The organism is Mesorhizobium tamadayense, from assembly GCF_003863365.1.
Lineage (GTDB): Bacteria > Pseudomonadota > Alphaproteobacteria > Rhizobiales > Rhizobiaceae > Mesorhizobium > Mesorhizobium tamadayense.
Genome location: NZ_RQXT01000037.1, coordinates 1 through 17,400, shown reverse-complemented (window position 1 = coordinate 17,400; position 17,400 = coordinate 1). Strand labels below are relative to the sequence as shown.

At 62.9% G+C, this 17,400-nt stretch carries 16 protein-coding genes and 2 pseudogenes; 11 read left to right on the top strand and 7 right to left on the bottom strand.

Features of this window, described 5'->3' with window-relative positions; translation table 11 throughout:
• Positions 1 to 83 precede the first annotated feature (83 nt).
• Together EH240_RS24985 and EH240_RS24980 are read right to left on the bottom strand one after the other, a co-directional pair.
• The gene (locus EH240_RS24985) at positions 84 to 920 is read right to left on the bottom strand and encodes a protein-L-isoaspartate O-methyltransferase family protein (protein ID WP_125003603.1); all 837 of its coding nucleotides are present in this window, start codon (positions 918 to 920) and stop codon (positions 84 to 86) included.
• Positions 921 to 966: 46 nt separating this feature from the next.
• Positions 967 to 2,322 carry an Nramp family divalent metal transporter gene (locus tag EH240_RS24980; RefSeq protein WP_125003601.1) on the bottom strand — a complete coding sequence of 452 codons (1,356 nt, stop codon included), beginning with the start codon at positions 2,320 to 2,322 and terminating at the stop codon, positions 967 to 969.
• 217 nt (positions 2,323 to 2,539) lie between these two features.
• Here EH240_RS24980 and mntR point away from each other — a divergent pair, with 217 nt between their 5' ends.
• From mntR to EH240_RS24965, 3 genes are all read left to right on the top strand, one after another.
• Positions 2,540 to 2,995, top strand: a complete 456-nt coding sequence (gene mntR / locus EH240_RS24975) for a manganese-binding transcriptional regulator MntR (RefSeq protein ID WP_167484150.1) — start codon at positions 2,540 to 2,542, stop codon at positions 2,993 to 2,995.
• A gap of 159 nt (positions 2,996 to 3,154) precedes the next feature.
• Positions 3,155 to 4,054, top strand: a complete 900-nt coding sequence (gene ypfJ, locus EH240_RS24970; RefSeq protein WP_125003597.1) for a KPN_02809 family neutral zinc metallopeptidase — start codon at positions 3,155 to 3,157, stop codon at positions 4,052 to 4,054.
• Positions 4,055 to 4,203: 149 nt separating this feature from the next.
• Complete coding sequence (locus EH240_RS24965; protein ID WP_125003596.1) at positions 4,204 to 5,472, top strand: TCR/Tet family MFS transporter; 1,269 nt, start codon at positions 4,204 to 4,206, stop codon at positions 5,470 to 5,472.
• Positions 5,473 to 5,488: 16 nt separating this feature from the next.
• Here the strand turns inward: EH240_RS24965 and carA are convergent, their stop codons facing one another.
• Positions 5,489 to 6,694: a glutamine-hydrolyzing carbamoyl-phosphate synthase small subunit gene (gene carA / locus EH240_RS24960; protein ID WP_125003594.1), complete on the bottom strand. Its 1,206-nt coding sequence runs from the start codon at positions 6,692 to 6,694 to the stop codon at positions 5,489 to 5,491.
• A gap of 271 nt (positions 6,695 to 6,965) precedes the next feature.
• Between carA and EH240_RS24955 the strand changes: the two genes are divergently transcribed.
• From EH240_RS24955 to EH240_RS24930, 6 genes and pseudogenes are all read left to right on the top strand, one after another.
• Positions 6,966 to 7,415 carry a GatB/YqeY domain-containing protein gene (locus tag EH240_RS24955; protein ID WP_125003592.1) on the top strand — a complete coding sequence of 150 codons (450 nt, stop codon included), beginning with the start codon at positions 6,966 to 6,968 and terminating at the stop codon, positions 7,413 to 7,415.
• A gap of 134 nt (positions 7,416 to 7,549) precedes the next feature.
• On the top strand, positions 7,550 to 8,554 hold the full coding sequence (cuyA, locus tag EH240_RS24950; protein ID WP_125003590.1) for a D-cysteate sulfo-lyase: 1,005 nt from the start codon (positions 7,550 to 7,552) through the stop codon (positions 8,552 to 8,554).
• A gap of 47 nt (positions 8,555 to 8,601) precedes the next feature.
• Positions 8,602 to 9,333, top strand: a complete 732-nt coding sequence (cuyB, locus tag EH240_RS24945; RefSeq protein WP_125003588.1) for a cysteate racemase — start codon at positions 8,602 to 8,604, stop codon at positions 9,331 to 9,333.
• 100 nt (positions 9,334 to 9,433) lie between these two features.
• A complete protein-coding gene (locus EH240_RS24940; protein ID WP_125003586.1) occupies positions 9,434 to 10,243 on the top strand; it encodes a transporter substrate-binding domain-containing protein in 810 nt (269 codons plus the stop codon).
• A 72-nt stretch (positions 10,244 to 10,315) separates the two neighbouring features.
• A pseudogene (locus tag EH240_RS24935) lies at positions 10,316 to 11,060 on the top strand (amino acid ABC transporter permease).
• Positions 11,057 to 11,470, top strand: coding sequence for an ABC transporter permease subunit (locus tag EH240_RS24930; protein WP_125003584.1), 414 nt, complete (start codon positions 11,057 to 11,059; stop codon positions 11,468 to 11,470). Before EH240_RS24935 ends, EH240_RS24930 begins: the two are co-directional and overlap by 4 nt.
• A gap of 28 nt (positions 11,471 to 11,498) precedes the next feature.
• Here the strand turns inward: EH240_RS24930 and EH240_RS24925 are convergent, their stop codons facing one another.
• Positions 11,499 to 12,512 carry a PQQ-dependent sugar dehydrogenase gene (locus tag EH240_RS24925; RefSeq protein WP_125003582.1) on the bottom strand — a complete coding sequence of 338 codons (1,014 nt, stop codon included), beginning with the start codon at positions 12,510 to 12,512 and terminating at the stop codon, positions 11,499 to 11,501.
• 554 nt (positions 12,513 to 13,066) lie between these two features.
• Here EH240_RS24925 and EH240_RS24920 point away from each other — a divergent pair.
• Entirely contained in the window at positions 13,067 to 13,354 is a 288-nt protein-coding gene (locus EH240_RS24920; protein ID WP_125003580.1) for a hypothetical protein, read from the top strand.
• Between the two features lie 54 nt (positions 13,355 to 13,408).
• On the opposite strand, the gene EH240_RS24915 is transcribed toward EH240_RS24920, so the two are convergent.
• The 3 genes and pseudogenes from EH240_RS24915 to EH240_RS38140 form a co-directional block, all read right to left on the bottom strand.
• Entirely contained in the window at positions 13,409 to 14,413 is a 1,005-nt protein-coding gene (locus tag EH240_RS24915) for a hypothetical protein (protein WP_125003710.1), read from the bottom strand.
• A 247-nt stretch (positions 14,414 to 14,660) separates the two neighbouring features.
• Positions 14,661 to 15,119: a GFA family protein gene (locus EH240_RS24910; protein ID WP_167484152.1), complete on the bottom strand. Its 459-nt coding sequence runs from the start codon at positions 15,117 to 15,119 to the stop codon at positions 14,661 to 14,663.
• Between the two features lie 192 nt (positions 15,120 to 15,311).
• A pseudogene (locus EH240_RS38140) lies at positions 15,312 to 16,369 on the bottom strand (aldehyde dehydrogenase family protein); the annotation flags it as partial.
• A gap of 311 nt (positions 16,370 to 16,680) precedes the next feature.
• On the opposite strand from EH240_RS38140, the gene EH240_RS24900 reads away from it, so the two are divergent.
• Positions 16,681 to 17,292, top strand: a complete 612-nt coding sequence (locus EH240_RS24900) for a TetR/AcrR family transcriptional regulator (RefSeq protein ID WP_125003578.1) — start codon at positions 16,681 to 16,683, stop codon at positions 17,290 to 17,292.
• The last annotated feature ends 108 nt before the right edge of the window (positions 17,293 to 17,400 follow it).

Here is a 17,400-nt window from a genome sequence, read left to right as displayed (position 1 = left end):
TTTTCGCGATCCGCGCCGACGCGGCCGGATTTCGGCCTAAGGACGGGCGACGCGGTTGCTCTCCGACACGAGCCTATAAATTTCTAGCGCTTGGCGCGAATGGCGCGGGACGAGAACCAGACATCGCCGAAGACGGCGGTGGCGGTGCGATCGGGCGCCTTGTCCTGCGTCAGCCAGATCGAGCGCGTGCGGGTGGCGCGTTCGCGGGTTGGCACTCTTGCGTCGGGGCCGGCGACGGAGGCGCCGACGCAAGGGATGAACCATGAGCCCATGAAAGGCTGGCATGCGAAACCCGATTCCATGCGGGTGACCAGCACCGCGAGGCCGACGCGCTCTGCAGGCCGCCAGGGGAAGATCAAGCGGCCGCCAGGCTTGAGCGCTTTCAGCCATGCTGCGGGAGGGGCAACGACGGCGGCATTGACATAAATGATGTCGGAAGGCGGCAGTGGGCCGGCGACGGCGTCGCCGGAAACGACCTCGGCATTGCCATAGGCTGCGAGGTTCGCCTTGGCTTGCGCGGCGAGGTCCGCTTCGATCTCGAAGGCGGTGACGCTGCCGCCAGGCTCGACCAGCCTTGCCAGCAGCGCGGTATAGTAGCCGGTGCCGGCGCCGATGTGGGTGACGGCTTCACCAGGCTTCGGCTCGACCTTGCCGATCCACATGGCGTGCAGAACCGGCTCGCCGTTGTTGATACCCTTGTCGGCGTCGAGCACCACCAGCACGTTCTGATAGATATAGCTCGGATCGGCAGTTGGCGTTTTGAACCCGCCGTCGCCGGCAAAAACGGTCCACGGTCCGGGCCCGAGAAAGGCCTCGCGCGGCACCGAGGCGAACACCTCTTCGATGCGCGGATCGGCCGAACGCGCATGCGCGGCCATCAGCTTGGCATAGAATTTTCGGGCGTCGTCCGATCCGGTCATGCTTCCAGAAGATAGCGCGGCCGGCAGGACACGTCGCGGCCCGATGTCAGCCGGCGATGGTGTCGTAGAGCAGCTTGAAGTTGAGCACAAGGATGATGGCTGCGACTACCCAGGCGAGCGCGGTGACACCGCGCGGGATGGCGAAATAGCCCATCTTCTTCTTGTCCGACACGAACTGCACCAGCGGCACCACGGCGAAGGGCAACTGCATCGACAGGATGACCTGGCTGAAGACCAGGAGCTGGGCCGTGCCCTTCTCGCCGTATAGCGCGGTGACGACCACGACGGGGACGATCGCGATGCCGCGCGTCAGCAGGCGGCGCGCCCATTGCGGGACGCGCAGGCGCAGGAAGCCTTCCATCACGATCTGGCCGGCGAGCGTCGCGGTGACCGTCGAGTTGAGGCCGGAGGCGAGCAGCGCGACCGCGAACAGGATCGAGGCGATGCTCAAGCCCAAGAGCGGCGACAGCAATTCAAATGCCTGGCCGATCTCGGCGACATCCTGGTGCCCGGTGCCGTGGAAGGCCACGGCCGCGACGATGAGGATCGAGGCATTGACGAACAGCGCCAGGACCAGCGCGATGGTCGAATCGGTCGTCGCCCACTTGATGGCGTCGCGCTTGCCCGCATCGGTGCGCGCATAGGCGCGGGTCTGCACGATCGAGGAGTGCAGGTAGAGATTATGCGGCATCACGGTGGCGCCGATGATGCCGATGGCGATGTAGAGCATCGTCGGGTTGGTGACGATCTCGGACGACGGTACGAACATCGAATGCAGGATCGTGCCGGCCGGCGGCGCGGCAACGAAGATCTGGATGGCAAAGCAGCCAAAGATGACGATCAGGAGCGCGACGACGAAAGCTTCCAGGTAACGGAAGCCCCTGTTCATGAGCAGCAGCACAAGGAAGGCGTCGAGCGCGGTGAGCACGGCGCCGCCGATCAGCGGAATGCCGAACAGCAGCTGCAGCGCGATCGCCGTGCCGATCACCTCGGCAAGGTCGCAGGCGATGATCGCCAGCTCGCAGGCGATCCAGAGCAGGAAATTGACCGGACGCGGATAATAGGCGCGGCAGGCCTGGGCGAGGTCGCGGCCGGTGGCGATGCCGAGGCGGGCAGCCAGCGCCTGCAAGAGGATCGCCATCAGGTTCGACAGCATGATGATGAAAAGCAGCGTGTAGCCGAACTGTGCGCCGCCGGCGAGGTCTGTCGCCCAGTTGCCCGGGTCCATATAGCCGACCGACACCATGTAGCCCGGCCCCATGAAGGCGAACAGGCGGCGGAACCAGACGCCGGTCCGCGGCACTGCGATCGTGGCATTGACCTCGCGCAGGCTGGGCTGTTCGCCCTCATCGGCGCGGGCAAATTGCCACGAGGAACGGGATACGGCTTCTGCGTCGGACATCACGGACTTCCGCTGGAATATTTCGATGGCGCCCCTTATCTATGCCACGGCTCAACATTATGCAATAGGCTATATTTCATTGTTTGTGCTTTTATCTGATGGCGCAGAGGCCGGTTGCACGTGAACGGGAATGCAAATAAACGGCCGGAGCACCAGGGTTCGTGTTATGAATGCGATCCCCGATTCAGCCTTCGGCCAGCCAAGAAGGAGCGCGTATTTGGCGCTGAGGAACAGACCGGTTCGACGTGAAGAGCCGCTTCCCGATGCCGAAATCCATTCGGAAGGGTTCCGGCATACGCGCGAGGCGCGCCGCAGCGCGCTTGTCGAGGACTATGTCGAGCTGATCGCCGATCTGATCGAGGACGGCAACGAAGCCCGTCAGGTCGATATCGCGGCCAGGCTCGGCGTCGCGCAACCCACCGTGGCGAAAATGCTGACCAGGCTCTGCGCCGACGGGCTGGTCTCCAGAAAGCCCTATCGCGGGGTGTTCCTCACCGAAGCCGGCCGCAAGGTAGCGGAGGAGAGCCGCATCCGCCACCAGACGGTGGAAGCCTTCCTGCGCTCGCTGGGCGTCAGCGCCGAGACGGCGCGGATCGACGCCGAGGGCATCGAGCACCATGTCAGCGCCGAGACGCTGGAAGCTTTCCGCAGGGCAATGACCTCAGCACGCTGAGCTTGGGCGTTCCGAGACAAGGATCGGGTTGCGGAGCTTGAAGTCGCGGCGCCGGCCGCGCGAAAAATGCTGTGACTTGGCGTATGCGTTGCGATAATTGTCTGGAGGGGGCGGTCACGGGCCGGACCTTCCAGAACATTCGCATAGCGAGGAGTTGCCATGCTTTGGAGAGGCCGTCGCCAGAGCGACAACATCGAGGACCAGCGTGGCGACAGCGGTGGCGGATTCAGCGGCGGCAGCCCCGGTCAGTTCCGCGTTCCGATCGGCGGGCGCGCCGGCGGCGGCTCGAGCATCATCCTGGTCATCCTGGTCGTGCTTGCGGGATGGTATTTCGGCTTCGATCCGTCGCAGATTCTGGGCGATGGTGGCGGCGGTCAGATCACCGAGGACGCCAGTTCGCCGGATGGCGGCGCTCCGGCATCCGACGAGATGAAGCAGTTCGTGGCGACGGTGCTCGCTGAAACCGAGGAAACCTGGACCGGCATCTTCAAGGCCAGCGGCCTCACCTACGAAGACCCCAAGCTGGTGCTGTTCAGCGGCCGGATCCGTTCGGCCTGCGGTTTCGCCTCCTCGGCGGCCGGGCCGTTCTATTGCCCCGGCGACCACAAGGTCTATCTCGACATGACCTTCTTCCAGCAGCTCGACCAGCAGTTCGGCGCCTCGGGCGAGTTTGCCCGCGCCTATGTGATCGCGCATGAGGTCGGCCACCACGTGCAGAACCTCACCGGCATGATGTCGAAGTTCAACCAGATGCGGCAAGGCATGAGCGAGGCCGACGCCAACCAGATGTCGGTGCGGGTCGAGCTCCAGGCCGACTGCTTCGCCGGTGTCTGGGCGCACTATACCGCGCAGAAGGGCATATTGGAGCAGGGCGACATGGAAAGCGCGCTGAATGCCGCCAAGCAGATCGGTGACGACACGCTGCAGAAGAAGATGCAGGGCTATGTCGTTCCCGAAAGCTTCAACCACGGCACTTCGCAACAGCGGCAGACCTGGCTGGCACGCGGCTACAAGAACGGCAAGCTTTCGGACTGCGATACTTTCAACAATCCAGTCTGAGGCGGCGATATACGGCCGCGTTCCTCTGCGGTCCCGCCTGATGTCAGGATGAGGCAGTTGCGGTCGTTCGCTTATTGTTCCGGCCGGCAAGCTCGCCTATAAGAGCCCGCCGCCTTTGCCCCAGGGCGGCCGAGGAGCTTGACACCATCATGATCGACCCCAAAACCGCCAGGCGGGGCCTTGCGCTCGTTTTCACAACGCTGCTGCTCGACGTCATCGGCTTCGGCATCATCATGCCGGTGCTGCCGGCCTATCTGCAGGAACTGACCGGCGTCGGCGTCAGCGAGGCGGCGATCGAGGGCGGCTGGCTGTTCTTCGTCTATGCGGCGATGCAGTTCTTCTTCGCGCCGGTCATCGGCGGCTTGAGCGACCGTTTCGGACGGCGGCCGATCCTGCTTGCCTCGGTGCTCACCTTTTCCATCGACAATTTGATCTGCGCCATCGCCTGGTCGTACCCGATGCTGTTCATCGGACGCGTGCTCGCCGGCATTTCGGGCGCCAGCTATTCGACGACATCGGCCTTCATCGCCGACATCTCGAACGACGAGAACCGGGCCAAGAATTTCGGCCTGCTCGGCATCGCCTTCGGCGTCGGTTTCGTCATCGGCCCGGTGCTGGGCGGGCTGCTCGGCACCTTCGGGCCGCGCGTGCCGTTCTATTTCGCCGCCGGGCTTGCCCTCGTGAACTTCCTCATCGCGCTATTTCTCCTGCCCGAGACACTGGACGAGCAGCATCGGCGCCGCTTCGAGTGGAAGCGCGCAAACCCCGTCGGTACGCTCATCCAGATGCGCAACTACCAGGGCATAGGCTGGATCGGGCTCGTCTTCTTCCTGATGACGCTCGGCCACATGATGTATCCGGCGGTGTGGTCCTTCGTCTCAAACTACCGCTATGGCTGGAACGAGCAGCAGATCGGCTTCTCGCTCGGCGTCTTCGGCCTGTGCGGCGCGATCGTCATGGCGACGGTGCTGCCGCGCGTCATCCCCAGGCTCGGCGAATGGAGGACGGCAGCGATCGGCCTCACCTTCACCGCGCTCAGCGCTTTCGGCTATGCGTTTGCGACGCAAGGCTGGATGATCTATGCGGTGATCGTCGCCGGCTGCCTGGAAGCGCTCGCCGACCCGCCGCTGAGAAGCCTTGCCGCGGCCAAGGTGCCGCCTTCGGCGCAAGGCGAGCTCCAGGGCGCAATGACCTCGATCTTCTCGATCACCTCGATCATCACGCCGCTGCTTTATACGGCGATCTTTTCCTGGTTCACCGGCCCGAGCGCGCCGATTGCGTTCGGCGGCGCGCCCTATGTGCTCGGCGCGATTTTCCTGACGCTCGCGGTTATCGCTTTCGTGACGAAAGTGGCCAAGCCGACCCCGAAGGAGGTCGAGCGCATGCATGCCGAGGAAGCGGCGACCGACGTGGCTTGAGTAGCGTTCGTCTTGGTCAGGCACGCTCGGCCAGCAATTCCTCGCCGCGCCGCTCGAGGATGAGATTGACGAAGCGGCGGAAGAGATAGTGCGAATCCTGCGGGCCGGGCGAGGCTTCGGGATGGTGCTGGACCGAGAACACCGGCCGGCCGGTCAGCGCGATGCCGCAATTGGAGCCGTCGAAGAGCGAGACATGGGTCTCCTCGACACCTTCGGGCAGCGAGTCGGCATCGACGGCGAAACCATGGTTCATCGAGACGATCTCGACCTTGCCGGTCGTGTGGTCCTTCACCGGATGGTTGGCGCCATGGTGGCCCTGGTGCATCTTCTCGGTCCTGCCGCCGAGCGCCAGCGCCAGCATCTGGTGACCGAGGCAGATGCCGAACAGTGGGATGTCGGTCTTCAAGAGATCCTGGATGACCGGCACGGCATATTCGCCGGTCGCCTCCGGGTCGCCGGGACCGTTGGAGAGGAAGATGCCGTCCGGCCGCATGGCCAGGATTTCCTCCGCGCCGGTCTTGGCCGGCACGACGGTGACCTTGGCGCCGAGGCCGGCGAGCAGGCGCAGGATGTTGCGCTTGACGCCATAGTCGATCGCCACCACGTGCAGCGACGGCTCGCCCTGCTCGCCGAAGCCATTGTTCCAGGCCCAGGGCGTCTCGCGCCAGACCGAGGACTGGCCCGAGGTGACTTCCTTGGCGAGGTCCAGTCCGATAAGGCCCGACCACGCGGCGGCGCGCCGCTTCAGGTCGTCAAGGTCGAAGACGCCGTCGGGTGCATGGGCGATGACGGCGTTGGGCATGCCTTTCTCGCGGATCAGCACGGTGAGCGCACGGGTATCGATTCCCGAAAGCGCGACAATGCCACGCTTCTTCAGCCACTGGTCGAGATGCCCGGCTGCCCGGTAGTTGGACGGGTCGGTGACATTGGCCTTGAAGATGGTGCCGACGGCGCCGGCGCGCGCCGCCGGATTGAGGTCTTCGATATCCTCGCTGTTGGTGCCGACATTGCCGATATGCGGGAAGGTGAAGGTGACGATCTGGCCGGCATAGGAGGGATCGGTAAGGATCTCCTCGTAACCGGTGAGGGCGGTGTTGAAGCAGACTTCGGCGACCGCCGATCCTGTGGCGCCGAGACCGCGGCCCTCGATCACCGTGCCGTCGGCGAGCACCAGAAGGGCGGTCGGCTTTTCGGTGGCCCAGGGGGCGGTGGTCGTGGCCATGGCGGCACTCCTAGAGGCTGCTTCCGGATTATCCCGTTGGCGGGACGATCCGCGCAGCAAACAGCGCGCGGCGGCGAATTCGCGGGCCTGCGCGCAACCAAAGTTTTCAGTTCATGCGAGGCTCAGTACATAGGCGAAGGCGCCAAAGCGGTCAATGACGCTTCCTCCGAACGGAATCGATTTATTTCGTCAAGCAATATCAATAGTTTGCCGAGATTTGCCTTGCGCGTTTGGCAAAGCTATTGTCCGCCGCAATCGAAGGAGAAGCACGATGCGCGAGAAAATCGCCGAATCCATGAAGAGCGCGATGAAGGCGCAGGACAAGCATCGCCTGCCGACGCTCAGGCTGATCCAGGCCGCCATCCACGACCGCGACATCGCCAATCGCGGCGCCGGCAAGCCTGCGGCAAGCGAGGAGGAAATCCTGCAGATCCTCGCCAAGATGGTGAAGCAGCGCGAGGAATCGGCCAAGGCTTTCGAGGACGGCAAGCGGCCGGAACTGGCCGCTCAAGAGCGCGGCGAGATGGAGATCATCCGCGAATTCCTGCCGCAGCAGCTCGGCGACACGGAAATCACGGCGGCGGCGCGCGAGGCGATCGCCGCGACAGGCGCGGCCAGCCAGAAGGACATGGGCAAGGTGATCGGCGCGCTCAAGCAGAAATATGCCGGCCAGATGGATTTCGCCAAGGCCAGCGCCATCGTCAAGGGCCTGCTGCAGTAGGGGCTGCTGCAGGCATTCTTGCCGCTCCCTCAGCGCGGCCCATGTAGGTCTGGGCGCGTAAGCCCGGTTCAAGCCGCGCCGGCGCCTTCTCCAAAACGGTGCATGCGGTATTCCTTGCCATGAAGGAGGACATAATGAATCTCGCCCGCTATCCTCGTGTTGCGCTCGGCCATCTGCCCACTCCTCTCGAACGGCTCGACAACCTGACCAGGGAATTGAACGGCCCGGAGATCTGGATCAAGCGCGATGATTGCACCGGGCTGTCGACCGGCGGCAACAAGACGCGCAAGCTTGAATTTCTGATGGCCGAAGCGCTGGCCGAAGGCGCCGACACCGTCATGACTCAGGGCGCTACCCAATCCAATCATGCGCGCCAGACCGCGGCCGCCGCCGCCAAGCTCGGCATGGCCTGCCATCTGCTGCTGGAGGACCGCACCGGCAAGACCGATTTCGATTACAAGGAAAACGGCAATGTGCTGCTCGACCGTCTCCACGGCGCGACGATCGAGCGCTGCCCGGCCAATCCCGACATGAACGGCGAGATGGAAAAGCTCGCCGAACGGCTGCGCGCCGAAGGCCGCAAAGTCTATACGATACCGGGCGGCGGATCGAACCCGACGGGCGCGCTTGGCTATGTGAACGCGGCCATCGAGCTGGTCTATCAGGCGAATACCATCGGCCTGAAGGTCGATCATGTCGTGCATGCGACCGGCAGTGCCGGAACCCAGGCAGGCCTGGTCGCCGGACTCGTCGGCATCAACAGCGGCGTGCCGGTGCTCGGCATCGGCGTGCGCGCACCGAAGGAAAAGCAGGAGGAAAACGTCTTTTCGCTCGCGTGCCGGACGGCCGAGAAGCTCGGCATTGCCGGTGCCGTCAAGCGCGAAGATGTCGTTGCCAATTGCGATTATGTCGGCGAGGGCTACGGCTTGCCGGCTGCCGATACGATCGCGGCGATCCGCATGCTGGCGCGCACCGATGCCATCCTGCTGGACCCGGTCTATTCCGGAAAGGGCATGGCCGGGCTGGTCGATCTGGCGAAGAAGGGTTTCTTCAAGAAAGGCGAGACCGTCGTCTTTCTCCACACCGGCGGCTCGGCCGGGTTGTTCGGTTATCCGACCGATCTCCAGAGCAATTCCTGACGGCATCCAATCCCGCTCGAAGAGGTATCCAGGAGGTTCGAATCGCAATGAGCAGCCATTATCCGCCCGCTCACCCCATCGTCGGCGTGCTCGGCGGCATGGGGCCTGCCGCCACGCTCGACCTGATGCGCCGGGTCATGGAGGCGACGCCGGCCGCGGATGATGCCGACCACATTCATCTTCTGGTCGACCAGAACCCGAAGGTTCCGTCTCGCATCGATGCCCTGATCAACGGCACCGGGCCGAGCCCGCTCGACGAGCTGGTGCGCATGGCAAAGGGACTGGAAAGCGCCGGCGCCACGATGCTCGCCATCGCCTGCAACACCGCCCATGGCTATGCCGGCGACATCGCGGCGGCCGTGCGCATTCCGCTTCTCGACATGGTCAAGCTGACCGCCGAGGCGGTCGCGCGCCGGCCGCTGCGTCGGCGACGCATCGGCATGCTCGCCTCCACCGCGGTGCTGCAATTGGAGCTCTACGAAAGAGCGTTCGAAGCATTCGGGGTAGAAACCCGGTATCCGGACGATCAGACGGAAATCATGGCCATCATCAAGGCGGTCAAGAAGGAAGGCGCGACGGCTGAATTGCGTCGCCGGCTCAATGTCGTGGCGCGCCAACTGCTTGCCGGCGATGTTGATCTTCTGGCGATTGCGTGCACCGAACTTTCGCTCCTTGCCGAAGGCCTCGACGCCGACATGGCGAAAATCGACGCCCTCGACGTGCTGGCTTCAACGATCGTCGAACGGGCACGGCCTGCCGGTCGCCCGGTACGCGCCTGAGGACCTCGCCGGGTCCCTCTCGTTTCATTGACCTTCCTTAAGCGCGCTCTGCCTTCGAGGCTATCACGGGCACGACGCGCATTATCCCGGAGTGGAGCGAATGAATAGACTCTTCTTTGTTGCCGCGGGTATCACGCTCGCCATGCTGACGGCACAAGCGTCGGCCGGCAAGATAGACGACATCAAGGCTCGCGGCACGCTGATCGTTGGAACCAAGGCCGACTACAAGCCGTTCGGGTTCCGTGATCCGTCCGGGGGGATCGTCGGCATCGAGCCCGATCTGGCAGCCGATCTCGCCAAGCAACTCGGCGTCAAGCTGGAATTTGTTCCGGTCGTCGCCGCCAACCGGATGGAGTTCCTCAAGCAGGGAAAGATCGACCTCCTCATCGCCACCATGTCCGACAAGCCGGAGCGCCGGAAGGTCGTGGAAGCGGTCGACCCGCCTTATTATTCGGATTCGGTCAATGTGCTGATATCGAACCGCGCGAAGATCACGTCCTGGGAGGATCTGAAGGACAAGCCGCTCTGCGCGACGATCGGGTCGTTCTACAACAAGTCGGTCGCCGAGAAATACGGCGCCAAGATCGTCGGGCTCGATGGCTCCGACAAGCCGCTCGTCGCGCTGAAGCAGGGCAATTGCGTAGGCTATCTTTACGACCAGACATTCATTCAGGGCAAACTGCTCGATAAGCAATGGTCCGCCGATTATTCCATGCCGCTGAAGGGCATCATGGAAACGCCCTGGATCATGGCCGTGGCGCCGGGCAACGACGACCTGAGGGATTTCGTTTCCAAGGCCACGATCGAGTGGATGAAAAAGGGCACGATCGTCGGGCTCGAACAAAAATGGGGCATCAAGCCCACTGATTATTCAAAGCGCATGCACGACAAGTACAAGAACCAGAGCTGACATGCCTCAAGCAACCGGCGCGGTCGCGGAAAGCCCGCTTGCCTTGGTTGCGTCTGCCAGTGGGTGATATGCATGCAGGAAATCGCCGCTTGGTTTCGTGGCCTTTACGAAACTACAGGGCTGAATTTTACGATCTTCTACGATCCCTTATGCGACCCAGTTCGCTAGGGGCGTCGGCATGACGATCTATCTGAGCGTCGTGTCGATCCTCATCAGCCTCGTCGTAGGCGTGATCGGCGCGTGGCTGCAAAGCTCGCGGATCGGGATCGTGCGCGGCCCCGTCGAGATTTTCGTCGTCATTTTCCGCAACACGCCGCCCCTGGTTCAGATCTTCTTCTTCTATTTCGGCCTGGGCGAGCTGCTGCCCGCCAGCTACGACGACATCGGCCTGCGCCAGCCGCTGCTCAGCAATATGCAGTGGGCGATCATTTCCCTTTCCCTGTTTGCCGGCGCTTTCAACATCGAAATCTTCCGGTCCGGGATCGAAGCAGTGCCGCAAACAACGGTGGAGGCAGCCGAGGCTCTTGGCTACACACGCCTCGGCGCCTACCGCCATGTCGTCCTGCCGCTGGCGCTGCGCGTCTGCCTGCCGGCGTTGAACAACAATCTGGTCAATCTGCTGAAGACCACGACGCTTGCCTACGCCATCGCGGTTCCCGAGGCGCTTTATGCCGTCACGCAAATTTGGGCGGAATCGCAGAACGTGACGGAAATGATGTGCGTGCTGTTGGCCACGTTCGTTCTGCTGGTCGGCGTGCTCGTATGGGTCATGCACCGCTGGGAGCGGTCGCTGCGCATTCCAGGATTCGGCCAATGACGGAAGGGCGCACCACGCCAATGACCGACCTGCCCGTGCTGCTGCCGGTTCGACCACCTTCCGTGCCGGCTTTGCGGTTTCGTGCCTGGCACGGCCCGGCTCTGGTCGCGGCAATGCTTTTGCTCGCGCCCGCCGCGGCCGCCCAGGCAAGTCCGGAAGAGCTTTCGATAATCGGTGTCATCGTCAAATGGATGCCGCTGCTTTTAACCGGCTTCGGCTTCAATCTTCTCATCTCCGTGCTGTCGATGGCGCTTGGCACGATCGTGGGCCTCGGCCTTGGCCTGCTGCAGCTGAGCGAGTTCCGCTGGCTCAGCCGGTGCGCGTGGGCGCTGACCCAGTTCTTCCGCAACGCGCCGTGGCTGGTGCTACTGTTCTTCGCCATGTACCTGATCCTTGAACAGGTGCTGTAGACCGCCCCCCCTAGAGGCGCCCTTGGCGTCATTGTCTGAAGACGTAAATCGCGCCTCCGGCGTCGTCGGATACGAGGACGGAACCGTCCGGCGCTTCCTTGACATCCACGGGCCGGCCAACGCCTTTGACGAAAGTCGCAGCCGAAACCGCACGGCCGCCCTGGAAGCGTACGCGCACGACCTGGCGCCCGACTGGAACCGACCTGTTCCAACTTCCGTGCTCGGCGACCAGAGCGTCGCCGCCGAGGCTTCGGAAGAAATGGATTCCCAGCGTTGCGACATGCGCCTGGAAATCGAAGACGGGCGGAATCTGCTGAGCGGGCGGTCGCGCATCCTCGAATCCCTTGAGCCGGATTCGGCCTCCGAGATAGGGAAAGCCGTAGAAGCCGCCGGGCCGGAGTTCGTTCAATTCGTCAGGCGGGATATTGTCGCCCATCCGGTCGGCGCCGTTATCGGTGAAGAACATCGCGCGGCCGTGCCAGTCAAAGCCGACCGAGTTGCGCACGCCCCAGGCGACGCGCCGAAGATCGGACCCGTCCTGCTTCACGCTGACGATCGTGCCTTGCAGCCCGCGCGGCAAGCAAATGTTGCAGGGCGATCCCAGCGAGACATAGAGCCGCGAATCCGGGCCGACGCCGATATAGCGAAGACTGTGGACCCCGGAATTCGCCAATCCGCGGCGAATGTCGCGCCTGCCGCTCAGAGCGCCTCCCGGCCCTACGTCGAACGCGGTCACGCTGTTCCTCGAGGCTACGAACAGACGACCGCCGGAGCATGCGACTCCGCTCGGAGCTGAGAAGCCGGAGGCGACCCGCCGGGCGCGACCGCCGGACACCGGTAAGGCATAGACCGACGAACCCTTGGTTCCGACGAACAGCATGTCGCCGCAGACCGCCATTTCGCGCGCGGCTGGAACGCGGGCAAGCAGCGCTGCCTGCGCCGGGCCGAGGGCCATACCGGAGGCGGCCATCGCGACCGAGGCAAAAGCGAGAAATCCGATTCTAGCGAAGCGAAATGCGGCTTTACGGGGAAAGACGTTCATCGGCGTCCTCCGAGCATAGGCAGAGTCTGCCGGAGGGAATTGGAGCGGCGTATTCTGGTTTCAAGTCGGAGCCAAGGCACTGGCGGAAGAGGCGACTGGAAAGACAAAGTTTTGATCCAAAGACCACTTGCTCTTCCGCGACGCGCACGACGGCTGCGCGCTCGTATCGGCCATAGTGACAAACTCCATCACTTCCTGAAAAGCCGGGTGTCTTGTCAAAGACCGGGATAAGCGGCTCGATCCCACGCTCGTGTACCAGCCAGCCGGCATCTCGGTAGAACCGTACGCGCCGTCGGCGGCGAGGCGTTCCGGATAGAGACCGGACTGTCGGCCGGAGCGCGTTCTCGGTCTTCGCTGCGCTTCGGTCTCCGGAAACGGGATCCATCGGGAAGGAGGCCGCGCGCACAGTGCGCTACGGTCGGCGGCGATCAGGTCCGGTCCTTTCGCCGGCGATGACCGGCGGGCCCGCCCGAGCCGCTCGGGGTGGAAGGTGGTCAGGCGAGTGCCTACGTGGGGGCACAGCGATCAGCCTCTATCAAAGCGCGGAGGCGCGTATGCGGATCAAGGTCGAAACCCGGCAAGACGGCGGTATCGACGTGCCCAGGAGGTTCTGCCTCAATGGCGACCAGGTGGATGTTTTCGAGATGGTCGACCAGTGGTTTGGCGCCGATTACCGCTACTGCAAGGTCAAAGGCAGCGATGGCGCGCTCTACATCCTGCGGCACGACGAACTCCGATCGGAATGGTGCCTGACGATGTTTGCAAGCGAACGGGCGCAGGCCGTGACGGCCAAATGGATCTCGCCAAAGCACAGCGCCACCGTCAAGGGGTTGCTGAAGTAGGATCTGTGTCACGCCCCTAAAGCCCATCGCGATCTTAGGCGGCGGCTGGAGACCTCATGGATCCCTGCAGATCGGCACCGGCTGCGCGGGCGGCAACGGTTGATCCTTCTTGTATCGCGCGATGACCGGCTCCAGCATTTTCTTCGGCCAGAATTTCGGGGAGCCGATCTCCTTCAGGCAGGATGCATTCCAGTACAGTTCGGCACCTGACGGCGATTGCCGGGCCGCCACGGCACGCGCTATGGCGGCAATGTCGCGCGACTCCGGATAGATGTAGAGCGTCGTCGGATTGTCCTTCACCATCGGGATAATCTGCTCGGCATCCGCAGGCGACCAGCTGGTGCAGCCATTGCTGCGGCCGCCGGCATAATTCACCAGCTTGCCAAAGGGCACGTAGCCATCGTGGTCGGCGTGTGAGCTGTTCGGGCTTTTGCGAAGGCACATTCCTCTCAGCAACGCTGCCGGGTGCCCGCCGATCACGCGCTGCCTGGCGTTGGCGGTTTCGCCTTCGCCGTCGAACTGCACGAAGGTGCGCATGAAAACCGCGTCCTGCTTCGCGCCGACGCGGTAGTAGCCCTTGAACGAGGTTTTGGCCTCGGCGGTCATGTAGGCGCCGTCTGCCGTCAGTTCCGAATCCATCGCGTTGCCGAAATTTTTCGCGCAACGCCTGCCATTGGAAAAATCCGCGACGCCCTTCAGGTTGCGGCCGCCGCCGTGGCCGGCCGAGACCGCGCGAAAGCTCTGCTCGGCCTCGCAAATGACGTAGTAGCGGCGTCCCAGCACCCCGTTGCCCAAATCGCCCGGACGGGTTGCGTCCATGGCGAAGTAACAGGGATTTTTCACGGAACCTTCGCTCACCTTTTTCAGGTAAAGCGCACGCGCCCGTTCCAGAACCACCTGAGCGATCTGACCGTCGCCTTCGCCGACATGAGCCTGCAGCCAGGCCGGAATGCTTGAGGACCGCAACGCCGCGAAAGATCGGGCCGACATCGTCGTGGCGACGGCAATGGCGAGGAGGCCGAGGACAGCGATACCCAGCGGAACAGATTTCAACCCCACCAGCTCAGTTCCCCCTCTCGAAGCATTGTTGGGAATCACCCTGATGCGATCATAAAGCGTCTCGCTTCCATCGGCGAAACACTTCTAAAGCGTGTCGCACTGAAACGGATTCAGGCGACACGCTTTAAGTCTTTGTTTGATGCATGTCGTTCTCCCAAAACCGCTGCGCACTTTTGAGCGACATGCATTAGTTCAAGCCTAGGGGAGCAATTGGTTCACGCTTCGCAGAACAGATCGACTCGCCATCTCACAAGCCGCTCATGATCATTTTCCCGATCGCCAACTCGCTCGGGAAATAGCCGCTGTATTTGGGCAAGCTATCGGGCATGTCCAGCACACGACGGTGATAGAATATATTCATCCGAATCGGCGGCAGCCGGGCCTCGGGCTCGAAATTGCTGGCCGGGATGAACATCACCTTCAACGGCCAGACGCCCGCAACCTCCACAATAGGTTTGCCGCAAGTTCGGCAGACCCCGCGATTGAAGTTCGGCGGCGGACGGTATTTCTTGAATGAGATATTGCCGGCGTTTTTCAGCACGACATCCTTGGCGCGAACGGCGACCACATCCGCGAACGGTTTGCCGTTGAACGCCTGGCAGATCAGGCAGTGGCACCGAAATCTACCCTTTGGCGCAGTATGCACCTCGAACGAGCAAGCGCCGCATTCGCATGAGCCGCGCAGTGGCAACGATGTGGTGGTCATGTGCGGATGCTCCTGAGCCTGACTTGATGACGGCATGCTGGTCACCGGAGCAACGTTGAGGATGGTATCGATCGGCTGTCTGAAGGGGGCGTGGAGATTGGAGAGGTTCCAGCGACCCTGCTCATAGATCCCTTTGGCATGGCTGAAGGTACGGAAACCTTCGATTCCATGGTATGCGCCCATGCCGCTGGGACCGACACCGCCGAAAGGCAAGTCGTCCTGAGCGATGTGCATGATTGTGCCGTTAATGGTGACGTTGCCGGAAGTCGTTCGGCTCAGCACCTTGCGTCGGTCATCGTCATCGGCGCCGAAGTAGTAGAGCGCGAGCGGCCGGGGCCGGGCGTTCACGTAGGCGATCGCTTCTTCGACGTCGCGGTAGGGAAAAATCGGCAGGACCGGGCCGAAGATTTCCTCATGAGCGACGCGCATGTCGTCTGTGACGCCGAGGATGACGGTTGGCGCCAGCGTGTTGGGGCGTCGGGACGCTTCACCGGGCCGATTGCCGACCTCGATAATCTGCGCTCCTTTGGAGCGAGCATCGTCGATCAGGCTCTGAAGCCGGGCATAGTGCCGCTTGTTGATGATTGAGGTGTAGTGTTCACTCGCCGGACCGTCAGCATAGAAGGACGCCACCTTCCGGGCATATGCCTTGACGAACGAGTCAACGTCGCTTTCGTGGACGAGCGCGTAGTCCGGGGCGACGCAGGTTTGTCCGGCGCTGAGCAGCTTTCCGTAGACAATTGACGCCGCCGCTCGGTCAAGGGTGTGGCCCTTGGCAACGATGCTAGGCGACTTGCCCCCGAGTTCGAGCGTAACCGGAACGAGGTTGTCGCTTGCGGCCTTCATCACCGATCGCCCTACTGCAGTGCTCCCGGTGAAGACCAGGTGGTCGAACGGCAAGGCCGAGAAGGCCGCCCCCACGACCGCGTCGCCAGTGACGATCGCGAACTGATCTTCGGAGAATATCTCGCCGAACATTTTTGCGAGTAGCGCATTGGTGACGGGCGTAAACTCCGAGGTTTCAGCATAACCCGGTTTCCGGCGGCGATGGCCGTGACGACCGGCATCAGCGCGAGGTTCACCGGATAGTTCCACGGTGACATCACGCCGACGACGCCAAGCGGCTGGTATTCGATGCGGGCGTTGCCTAGCCGCATGTGCAGCGCAACGTGTCGGCGGGTCGGCGCCATGAATTTGCGAAGGTTGCGGATCAGATACTTCGTGCCCTCGGCGACCCCTGCAACCTCCATGATCGCCGTTTCGTGCCGGGAGCGATGCCCGAAAATCGGCATTGATGGCATCTTCGATCGCCTTGCGATGCCCGATTATCGTGGCCCTGAACTTGGCCAGATCGGCTCGTCGCCGCGCCAGCGACGGCGCTCCCTCACGCAGAAAGGCAGCACGCTGGCTGGCGAGGAGGCCGCCTAGCCGATCAGCGTCGGTGATTTTTGCCATTGCGTTCATGGTTCACCCCGATGTAGACGGGAGAAACTTACGCCCTTGACTTAGGCGCTTAAGTAGCCACTGTCAACAATGTATCCAAAAGAAACTTCGAGGTCGCATGCAGGACGCAGCCAACCGCCCCTATCACCACGGTGATCTCCGTCGTGCGGTTATCGAGACGGCGTTGGATATGCTTCGGGAGGAGAAGGGCTGGCAGTTCACGCTGCGGGAAGTCGCCCGCCGGGCTGGTGTAAGCCACGCGGCACCTTACAAGCACTTCCCCGATAAGGCCGGGCTGCTTGCAGAGATCGCTATGATTGGGTTCGATCGGCTGCGCGAGTCCCTATCGGCAGCGAAGTCTGAAGCGCCCGAAACTCTGCGCGACGAAATTACTACGCTAGCTCGTGCCTACGTCGCGTTCGGAACGGACAACCCGGCTCTCTACCGCCTGATGTTTAGCGCGGAGGAGGGGAAAGCGGTGGGAATGCATCTCAACGAGCGGGCGCTGGCGGTATTCGATGTTCTCCTCGAAATCCTCCGGCGCGGCCAGGCCGCGGGGAGCGTTCGCAGACGGCCGATAGAAGGTCAGGCGGCAGCCGGCTGGGGGCTCGTCCACGGCATGACCATGCTTGCGATCGATGGGCTCTTGGTGCCCGAGAAGGTGGGATCGGCCCCCTTGGACGCGGCCTTGAGCACGTTGGTGGAAGGGCTGGGGAACCCGGCAACATGACCCTAGCTGCGCATGCAATAATCCGCTCGTGGCCGCAAATAGGTCCTGAGTGAATGACCGCTTCTCGCCGACACAGGACGCCAGGAAAGCCGGTTCCCTGCGCTCACA

Bases quoted from the DNA above. Each gene is read 5' to 3' on its own strand.
- ypfJ (WP_125003597.1), top strand. From the start codon at position 3,155: ATGCTTTGGAGAGGCCGTCGCCAGAGCGACAACATCGAGGACCAGCGT.
- EH240_RS24965 (WP_125003596.1), top strand. From the start codon at position 4,204: ATGATCGACCCCAAAACCGCCAGGCGGGGCCTTGCGCTCGTTTTCACA.
- EH240_RS24900 (WP_125003578.1), top strand. From the start codon at position 16,681: ATGCAGGACGCAGCCAACCGCCCCTATCACCACGGTGATCTCCGTCGT.
- cuyA (WP_125003590.1), top strand. From the start codon at position 7,550: ATGAATCTCGCCCGCTATCCTCGTGTTGCGCTCGGCCATCTGCCCACT.
- EH240_RS24940 (WP_125003586.1), top strand. From the start codon at position 9,434: ATGAATAGACTCTTCTTTGTTGCCGCGGGTATCACGCTCGCCATGCTG.
- carA (WP_125003594.1), bottom strand. From the start codon at position 6,694: ATGGCCACGACCACCGCCCCCTGGGCCACCGAAAAGCCGACCGCCCTT.
- EH240_RS24930 (WP_125003584.1), top strand. From the start codon at position 11,057: ATGACGGAAGGGCGCACCACGCCAATGACCGACCTGCCCGTGCTGCTG.
- EH240_RS24910 (WP_167484152.1), bottom strand. From the start codon at position 15,119: ATGACCACCACATCGTTGCCACTGCGCGGCTCATGCGAATGCGGCGCT.
- EH240_RS24985 (WP_125003603.1), bottom strand. From the start codon at position 920: ATGACCGGATCGGACGACGCCCGAAAATTCTATGCCAAGCTGATGGCC.
- cuyB (WP_125003588.1), top strand. From the start codon at position 8,602: ATGAGCAGCCATTATCCGCCCGCTCACCCCATCGTCGGCGTGCTCGGC.
- EH240_RS24980 (WP_125003601.1), bottom strand. From the start codon at position 2,322: ATGTCCGACGCAGAAGCCGTATCCCGTTCCTCGTGGCAATTTGCCCGC.
- EH240_RS24920 (WP_125003580.1), top strand. From the start codon at position 13,067: ATGCGGATCAAGGTCGAAACCCGGCAAGACGGCGGTATCGACGTGCCC.
- EH240_RS24925 (WP_125003582.1), bottom strand. From the start codon at position 12,512: ATGAACGTCTTTCCCCGTAAAGCCGCATTTCGCTTCGCTAGAATCGGA.
- EH240_RS24955 (WP_125003592.1), top strand. From the start codon at position 6,966: ATGCGCGAGAAAATCGCCGAATCCATGAAGAGCGCGATGAAGGCGCAG.